This window comes from Rhodoferax sp. (assembly GCF_018063565.1).
Classification (GTDB): Bacteria; Pseudomonadota; Gammaproteobacteria; order Burkholderiales; family Burkholderiaceae_C; genus Rhodoferax.
This window is the reverse complement of the sequence record NZ_JAGPBB010000128.1, coordinates 1-7,127: the sequence shown is the minus strand read 5'-3', so window position 1 is coordinate 7,127 and position 7,127 is coordinate 1. Positions and strand designations below refer to the sequence as shown.

Here is a 7,127-nt window from a genome sequence, read left to right as displayed (position 1 = left end):
CTGGCTTGAAACTTACACGAATCTTTGGTAAATTACGACCCGGACAGTTTACTGTCCCCCGCTTTTCCTCCCTGAGCGGGGCCTTGATGTGTGACAGCAAATAGGCTTACCACCCCAGCCCTCGTGCTGGGGTTTTTTTTGCCTGTCTTGGGCAAGTTAAGCCTGCTGAGAACTGAATAGTACGGGTGTGCTGTTCGACAATGGCGCTTATTTGGATGACCACCATGCTCTGGATCAAATCACTTCATATCGTTTTTATCGCCAGCTGGTTTGCTGGCCTGTTTTATCTACCGCGGATCTATGTCAATCTGGCCATGGTACCCGCCGATTCTGTGGCGGAGCGGGAACGTTTGCTGTTGATGGCGCGCAAGCTTTTGCGCTTTATGACCATCATTGCCATCCCGGCCATCGGCTTTGGCTTGTGGTTATGGATCGTTTACCGCATTGGCTGGGGGCCGGGAAATGGCTGGATGCACGCCAAACTGGGTTTGGTTGCGGTTGTGATCGGCTATCACCACGCTTGTGGCGTGATGCTGAAAAAGTTCATGCGTGGGCAACAGCGGCATAGCCATGTCTGGTATCGATGGTTTAACGAGGCACCGGTGATCTTGATGCTGGTGATTGTCTGCCTGGTGGTACTGAAGCCGTTTTGATGCACTGATGCCGCACCATAAGACCTCCGCCTGGCCGCTGGCGATGGTCTACGCCGGGCTGATCGTCTACGCCAGCCTGTATCCATTTGCCTACTGGCGCGATCAGGGGGTTTCCGCCTGGATGTTTTGGCTGGCACCCTGGCCCAAGTACTGGACCGCTTTCGATGTTGTTGCCAACGTGCTGGGGTATATGCCGTTGGGCTTTTTGCTGGCGCTCAGCGCGTTGCGCATTGGTCGTGGTCAGGTCGCATTGGCGAATGCAGTGGCCGCGACTGCGTGCTTGTCGTTTTGCATGGAGTCTTTGCAGGTTTTTTTGCCGGATCGCGTGCCGTCCAACCTTGACTTGCTATTGAACATATCCGGAGGTGTTCTTGGCGCGGTGATGGCGTGGATGCTGGAGCGGCTCGGGGTGCTGCAACGGTGGGAACGGTTCCGTGCGCAATGGTTCGTTGAAGAATCTCGTGGGGCGTTGGTGTTGCTGGCACTATGGCCCTTAGCACTGTTGTTCCCGACCGCTGTGCCCTTCGGATTGGGTCAGGTCTTGCAGCGGCTGGAGAGTGCTGCGCGGACGTTGCTGGCGGATAGTCCAATGCAGGCGTGGCTCAGGATGGAGCAAGTGGGCATGCAACCACCCAGTGGGGCGGTGGAGTGGTTGTGTATGGTGTCCGGATTGCTGATACCGGGACTCCTCGGATATTGCGTGATCGAGCGATGGCGCAAAAGAGCCTGGTTTTTGTTTTGGATGGCGGCGTTTGGTGTGGCAGCAACCGGCTTGAGTGCGGCTTTGAGCTTTGGTCCGGAGCATGCGTGGGTCTGGTTCGGACCATCGGTGCGGGCGGCGGTGCTGTTTGCGGTTGCGCTATTGGCACTGGTGCTTTGGTTGCCGCTGCGGATGGGCGCGGTGTTGGCCGTTCTGGTGCTGGGGGTGAACTTGAGCCTGCTCAACCAAAGTGCAACCAACCCGTATTTTGAGCAAACGCTTTTTTTGTGGGAGCAGGGGCGGTTCATCCGGTTTCATGGTCTGGCACAGTGGTTGGGCTGGTTATGGCCGTTCGCCGTTCTGGTTTATGTGCTGAGCCTGGCCGCCAGACGGACCTCAAAAAACTAAAATCTCGTCATGACTGATTCTTCCTCCTCTAACGCCGGATTGACTTCCGTAGGCCATTGTGCGCAAAGTTATTTCCAACGCCATATTTTCTTCTGCCTGAATCAACGTGACAACGGTGAATCCTGCTGTGCCGGGTTCAACGCAGTGGCTGCATTTGAGCGCTGCAAATCTCAGGTCAAGGCGGCTGGCTTGGCTGGTCCTGGTCAGGTGCGGGTCAACAAGGCCGGGTGTCTTGATCGGTGCTCGGCGGGTCCCGTGGCAGTGGTGTACCCGGAGGCGGTGTGGTACAGCTATGTGGATGTCAGTGATATCGACGAAATTGTGGAGTCTCATTTGCGGCATGGGAAGGTCGTGCAACGCTTGCAGACACCACAGCATTTGGGCCGATGATGGCCATTCTTTGTCTTTTTCGGTTGTTGATTGATTGTTCTTTGCTTCAAGTTTGAAGCAAATGGATTCACCTCAAGTGAGCGGCTTCCGGTCACTCTGTTGTCTATGTTATTGAAAAAAATACTTCTCCTCGTATCTGCGCTTTGGTGCCTCTCTGCGGTGGCACAGGTACCCCAGCCACCTGAAATTGCAGCGCGCTCGTATCTTCTGCTCGATGTGACAGCCAATCAGCTGCTCGCCCAAAAGGACATTGATAGCCCGGTTGAGCCGGCATCGCTGACCAAGCTGATGACCGCATATTTGGTTTTTGATGCGCTGCGGGCCAAGAAAATTGAACTTAAGCAAACCTTGCCAGTGAGTGAGCGGGCCTGGAAGATGCCTGGGTCCCGCATGTTCATCGACCCCAAAATGCAAGTGCCGGTGGAGGATCTGATCAAGGGCATGATTGTGCAAAGTGGCAACGACGCGACCGTGGCGCTGGCTGAAGGTGTGGGTGGTAGCGTCGAGCGTTTTGTCGAGATGATGAACGACCAGGCCAAGTTGCTGGGTATGAAGGCGACCGGATACAAAAATCCGGAAGGGCTCACCGAGGCCGGTCACACCACCACGGCGCGTGATTTGGGCGTGCTGGCGACCCGGCTGATGCATGACTTTCCAGATTTTGTCGCCTATTACGCAATCAAGAAATACCGGTATGCGGGTACGCCTGCAGCCAATGACAGCAATCGCAATCTGTTGCTTTTTCGCGATCCTTCAGTTGATGGCCTGAAAACTGGTCACACCGAAGCCGCAGGCTATTGCCTGATTGCCACCGCACGACGGGATGTGGCTGGTTTGGGTGGTCGACGTATGTTGTCCGTGGTGTTGGGAGCGACCAGCGAGAACGTTCGAGCCAACGAGTCACAGAAACTGCTGAACTGGGGCTACACGGCGTTTGAAGCAGTCAAACTGTTTGATGCCGGGCAGGCAGTGGCCAGTCCATCTGTCTGGAAAGGCAAGGTGGCATCGGTCGGTTTGGGTCAGACCAGCCCGATCGTGGTGGCAGTGCCAGCGGGCTCGAGCGGCAAGCTCAGCACCGAAGTGGTGCGCAATGAGCCTCTGGTGGCGCCACTGACCAAAGGTCAGCCGCTGGGCGTGTTGAAGGTGTACAACTCAGGGCAGCTTGTGGCTGAAGTGCCCTTGTTGGCGCTGCAAGGCGTGGAGCAGGCCGGCGTGTTGGGCCGGGCCTGGGACGCTCTGCGCTTATGGATCAAATGAATTGCACGGCGATGTCGGACCTGATATAGTCGAGAGCTTTTCGGAAATTCCGAAGGGATTCACGTTTTTGTCATTCTCAAGTTTTTAAGCGTTTTTGGGACGTTTAGGGATATTCTTAGGAGGCTCAGGTGCCAACCATCAATCAGTTAATCCGTCAGGGGCGCGCGGTCGAAGTGATCAAGTCCAAAAGCCCGGCGATGGAAAATTCTCCACAGCGCCGCGGTGTTTGCACCCGCGTCTACACCACGACGCCTAAAAAGCCCAATTCGGCTTTGCGTAAAGTTGCCAAAGTGCGCTTGACCAACGGGTTTGAGGTGATTTCTTACATCGGCGGCGAAGGCCACAACCTGCAGGAGCACAGCGTTGTGCTGGTGCGTGGCGGTCGTGTCAAAGACTTGCCGGGTGTGCGTTACCACATCGTGCGCGGTTCGCTCGACTTGCAAGGCGTGAAAGACCGCAAGCAGTCGCGCTCCAAATACGGTGCAAAGCGTCCAAAGGCCAAGTAAGCCAATCGGTTGTTTGAAAAAATGGTGTTTGTTTGTTGCGTGGCGCAATAGATGAACGTAGTGACCCGCTGTTTGGGTCGAGTAAGTGAGAGTCTTATTTGTTAACTCTCGCGGTGTTGTCAAAAAACACCAACTGAAGCAATAGAGGTGAAAAAATGCCACGTCGTCGCGAAGTCCCTAAACGTGAAATCCTGCCGGATCCCAAGTACGGCAATGTCGAGCTGTCCAAGTTCATGAATGTGATCATGGAAGGTGGCAAAAAAGCAGTCGCTGAGCGCATTATTTATGGCGCGCTGGAGCAGATCGCCAAGAAAAATCCTGACAAGGATCCTCTGGAGGCCTTTACGGTTGCGATCAACAATGTCAAGCCTCTGGTTGAGGTGAAGTCGCGCCGAGTGGGTGGTGCCAACTACCAGGTGCCGGTTGAAGTGCGTCCAATTCGTCGTCTGGCGCTGTCGATGCGCTGGATCAAGGAGGCCGCCCGCAAGCGCGGCGAAAAGTCCATGGCATTGCGTCTCGCCAATGAGTTGCTGGAGGCCACCGAAGGCCGCGGTGGTGCCATGAAAAAACGTGACGAAGTTCACCGCATGGCTGAAGCCAACAAGGCGTTCTCGCACTTCCGTTTTTAACCTTCCCCAGCAGCTTTCAGAACGCCTGAAGGCTGCAACCAGGCCATTGTTCTCGCGTGGCCTGTTGTCATTCAGATACAGATCATCTAAGGATCCATCATGGCCCGCCATACCCCTATTGAGCGCTACCGCAACATCGGTATTTCCGCGCACATCGACGCCGGTAAAACCACCACCACCGAGCGTGTACTTTTTTACACTGGCGTGAATCACAAAATTGGTGAAGTTCACGACGGCGCGGCCACCATGGACTGGATGGAGCAAGAGCAAGAGCGTGGCATCACGATCACCTCAGCCGCCACCACGTGTTTCTGGAAGGGCATGGACAAGTCGCTACTCGAGCACCGCATCAATATCATCGACACACCCGGACACGTGGACTTCACGATTGAAGTCGAACGCTCCATGCGGGTCCTTGATGGTGCTTGCATGGTGTACTGTGCGGTCGGTGGTGTACAGCCGCAGTCGGAGACGGTCTGGCGCCAGGCCAACAAGTACAAGGTGCCACGCTTGGCCTTTGTCAACAAGATGGATCGCACGGGTGCCAACTTTTTCAAAGTAGTTGACCAGATGCGTCTTCGCCTGAAAGCCAACCCAATTCCTATGGTGATTCCGATCGGCGCGGAAGATAGCTTTACTGGTGTGGTTGACCTGATCAAGATGAAGGCCATCATTTGGGATGAGGCCTCACAGGGTATGAAGTTTGATTACCGTGAAATTCCGGCTGAGCTGGTTGAATTGGCCAAGGAATGGCGCGAAAAGATGGTAGAGGCGGCGGCCGAAGCGTCCGAAGAATTCATGAACAAGTACCTGGAAGAAGGTGACTTGACCGAAGACGAAATCAAGCTGGGCATCCGCACCCGCACCATTGCCACCGAGATTCAGCCCATGTATTGTGGCTCAGCGTTCAAGAACAAGGGTGTTCAGCGCATGTTGGACGCGGTGATTGAGTTCATGCCATCGCCCGTCGATATTCCGCCAGTCAAAGGTATGGATGAGGATGAAAACCCGGTGACCCGCAAGGCGGATGACGGCGAAAAGTTCTCTGCTTTGGCGTTCAAGCTGATGACCGACCCGTTCGTCGGGCAGTTGACGTTTGTGCGCGTTTACTCTGGTGTTCTGACCAAAGGTGACACCGTTTTCAACCCGATTCGCGGCAAGAAGGAACGCATTGGCCGGATCGTGCAAATGCACGCCAACAACCGTGAAGAGGTGAGCGAAATTCGTGCCGGCGACATCGCCGCTTGCATTGGACTTAAGGACGTCACGACAGGCGAAACCCTGTGTGATCCAGCAGCGGTGGTGATGCTTGAGCGCATGATTTTCCCTGAGCCAGTCATCACCCAGGCCGTTGAACCCAAGACCAAGGCTGATCAGGAAAAAATGGGCATTGCCCTGCAGCGTTTGGCCCAAGAGGACCCGTCTTTCCGTGTCAAGACCGATGAAGAATCAGGCCAGACACTGATCGCTGGTATGGGTGAGTTGCACCTCGAAATCATTGTGGATCGGATGAAGCGCGAGTTTGGCGTCGAGGCCAATGTTGGCAAGCCGCAGGTGGCTTACCGGGAAACTATCCGCAAGACGATCGAGGAGGCCGAGGGCAAGTTCGTGCGGCAGTCTGGCGGTAAGGGTCAATACGGTCACGTGGTTCTCAAAATTGAACCCAATGAAGCCGGCAAGGGCATCGAGTTCGTCGACGCCATCAAAGGTGGTGTGGTTCCGCGCGAGTACATCCCTGCGGTTGAAAAGGGTATCCACGAAGCCGTGACGCAAGGCGTGCTGGCGGGCTACCCCGTGGTCGATGTCAAGGTGACGCTGCATTTCGGCTCGTACCACGATGTGGACTCCAATGAGCTGGCGTTCAAGATGGCCGCCATCTTTGGCTTCAAGGAAGGCTGCCGCAAGGCGGGCCCGGTGATTTTGGAGCCGATGATGGCCGTGGAGGTGGAGACGCCCGAGGATTATGCCGGCAACGTGATGGGTGACTTGTCATCTCGCCGTGGCATGGTGCAAGGTATGGATGACATGGTCGGTGGCGGTAAAGTTATCAAGGCTGAAGTACCGCTGTCTGAAATGTTTGGCTACTCGACCACCTTGCGTTCGATGTCGCAAGGACGTGCCACCTACACCATGGAATTCAAGCACTACACCGAAGCTCCGCGTAACGTGTCCGAAGCCATCATGGCGGCCAGGGCTAAATAACTCCCAGGTGCCGGATCAAGATTTGCGCAGCGAATTTACTCGGGCACCACAAATTGGAGTTGGTGTCGGATCAAAAAGCAGCTGAAGCAACACTGGATCTGTCACCCACTGATTAGTAAAACCTGTCTGCGACGATGTGCCGCCCTGTTTCCCGTGCGGGGCGAATCAGCAATATCGTGCAAACATTAAACCAATACACGGGAATTAGCTCTTTGGAGAATTGAAATGGGAAAAGAAAAATTCGCGCGCACCAAACCCCACGTCAACGTGGGCACGATTGGACACGTTGACCACGGCAAGACCACGCTGACAGCGGCCATCACCTCGGTGCTGGCGGCCAAGTTTGGCGGCACTGCCAAGGCCTACGACCAGATCGACGCGG

Annotated in this window: 8 protein-coding genes; all 8 read left to right on the top strand. The window is 55.3% G+C overall.

What is annotated here, in order from left to right:
* Positions 1–224: 224 nt before the first annotated feature.
* Positions 225–653, top strand: coding sequence for a CopD family protein (locus KBF66_RS18065; RefSeq protein WP_296660766.1), 429 nt, complete (start codon positions 225–227; stop codon positions 651–653).
* A 7-nt stretch (positions 654–660) separates the two neighbouring features.
* Positions 661–1,761 carry a VanZ family protein gene (locus KBF66_RS18060; protein ID WP_296660763.1) on the top strand — a complete coding sequence of 367 codons (1,101 nt, stop codon included), beginning with the start codon at positions 661–663 and terminating at the stop codon, positions 1,759–1,761.
* Between the two features lie 9 nt (positions 1,762–1,770).
* Positions 1,771–2,151, top strand: a complete 381-nt coding sequence (locus KBF66_RS18055) for a (2Fe-2S) ferredoxin domain-containing protein (RefSeq protein ID WP_296660760.1) — start codon at positions 1,771–1,773, stop codon at positions 2,149–2,151.
* Positions 2,152–2,256: 105 nt separating this feature from the next.
* Entirely contained in the window at positions 2,257–3,408 is a 1,152-nt protein-coding gene (locus KBF66_RS18050) for a D-alanyl-D-alanine carboxypeptidase family protein (RefSeq protein WP_296660772.1), read from the top strand.
* Positions 3,409–3,536: 128 nt separating this feature from the next.
* Positions 3,537–3,914 carry a 30S ribosomal protein S12 gene (gene rpsL, locus KBF66_RS18045; protein ID WP_296660757.1) on the top strand — a complete coding sequence of 126 codons (378 nt, stop codon included), beginning with the start codon at positions 3,537–3,539 and terminating at the stop codon, positions 3,912–3,914.
* Positions 3,915–4,069: 155 nt separating this feature from the next.
* Positions 4,070–4,543, top strand: a complete 474-nt coding sequence (gene rpsG, locus KBF66_RS18040) for a 30S ribosomal protein S7 (RefSeq protein ID WP_296660754.1) — start codon at positions 4,070–4,072, stop codon at positions 4,541–4,543.
* Positions 4,544–4,642: 99 nt separating this feature from the next.
* Positions 4,643–6,745 carry an elongation factor G gene (fusA, locus tag KBF66_RS18035; protein ID WP_296660751.1) on the top strand — a complete coding sequence of 701 codons (2,103 nt, stop codon included), beginning with the start codon at positions 4,643–4,645 and terminating at the stop codon, positions 6,743–6,745.
* Positions 6,746–6,970: 225 nt separating this feature from the next.
* On the top strand, positions 6,971–7,127 hold a 157-nt coding region (locus KBF66_RS18030), incomplete at its 3' end, for a GTP-binding protein (protein ID WP_296660769.1).

Excerpts from the sequence above, each read along its gene's own strand:
- KBF66_RS18065 (WP_296660766.1), top strand. The coding sequence starts at position 225 with ATGCTCTGGATCAAATCACTTCATATCGTTTTTATCGCCAGCTGGTTT.
- KBF66_RS18060 (WP_296660763.1), top strand. The coding sequence starts at position 661 with ATGCCGCACCATAAGACCTCCGCCTGGCCGCTGGCGATGGTCTACGCC.
- KBF66_RS18055 (WP_296660760.1), top strand. The coding sequence starts at position 1,771 with ATGACTGATTCTTCCTCCTCTAACGCCGGATTGACTTCCGTAGGCCAT.
- KBF66_RS18050 (WP_296660772.1), top strand. The coding sequence starts at position 2,257 with ATGTTATTGAAAAAAATACTTCTCCTCGTATCTGCGCTTTGGTGCCTC.
- rpsG (WP_296660754.1), top strand. The coding sequence starts at position 4,070 with ATGCCACGTCGTCGCGAAGTCCCTAAACGTGAAATCCTGCCGGATCCC.
- fusA (WP_296660751.1), top strand. The coding sequence starts at position 4,643 with ATGGCCCGCCATACCCCTATTGAGCGCTACCGCAACATCGGTATTTCC.